At 75.0% G+C, this 656-nt stretch carries 1 protein-coding gene; it reads right to left on the bottom strand.

Features of this window, described 5'->3' with window-relative positions; genetic code table 11:
- Positions 1-656, bottom strand: a 656-nt coding sequence (locus tag E6R62_RS38060) for a M20/M25/M40 family metallo-hydrolase (RefSeq protein ID WP_136217970.1), incomplete at both ends; no start/stop codon positions are given.

Here is a 656-nt window from a genome sequence, read left to right as displayed (position 1 = left end):
AAGTTGCCGTCACTGGCGCCGCCCACCGCCGCCTCGCGCAGGTCGAGGCCGAGCGTGGCCGCGCACCTCTGGGCGAGGCCCGCCAACTCCGCCACCTGGTCGGTGCGTTCGAAGACGGGGCGGTTCCAGCCGCCGGAGACCTCGACGGTCGTGCGCAGGTCGACGGGCCGCAGTACGGCCAGCGCGGCGCCGATCCGCTCCTGCTCGGCGTCGGTGGCCACCCGGACGTCGAGGCGGGCGGTCGCCCGGCCGGCCGTCACGTTACTGCGCGTACCGCCCTCGATCACCCCGGCGTTGAGCGAGGTGCCCGCCGCCAGGTCGCGCAGTCCGGTGAGGCGGAGGATCTGGTGGGCCAGTTCCTCGGTGGCGCTGGCACCGGCCTGCGGGTCGAGTCCGGCGTGCGCCTCCTGACCGGACACGGTCACGGTGAAGAGGCCGACCCCCTTGCGGGCCGTCTTGACCGCGCCGTCGGCGGCCGCCTCGAAGACCAGGGCGGCCCGGCTCTCCCGCGCCTCGGCGACGAGGTCGTCGCTGGAGGCGAGGATGCCCGTCTCCTCGTCGCCGTTGAGCAGGAGGGTGCAGGCCGGTCGGGCGAGACCGAGCGCGTCCAGCGCCTTCAGCGCCCACACCGCCTGGACCAGGCCCGCCTTCATGTC

This window comes from Streptomyces sp. A1136 (assembly GCF_004795055.1).
GTDB lineage: Bacteria > Actinomycetota > Actinomycetes > Streptomycetales > Streptomycetaceae > Streptomyces.
The sequence above is the reverse complement of the archived record's forward strand: the minus strand, read 5'-3'. Positions and strand labels throughout refer to the sequence as shown.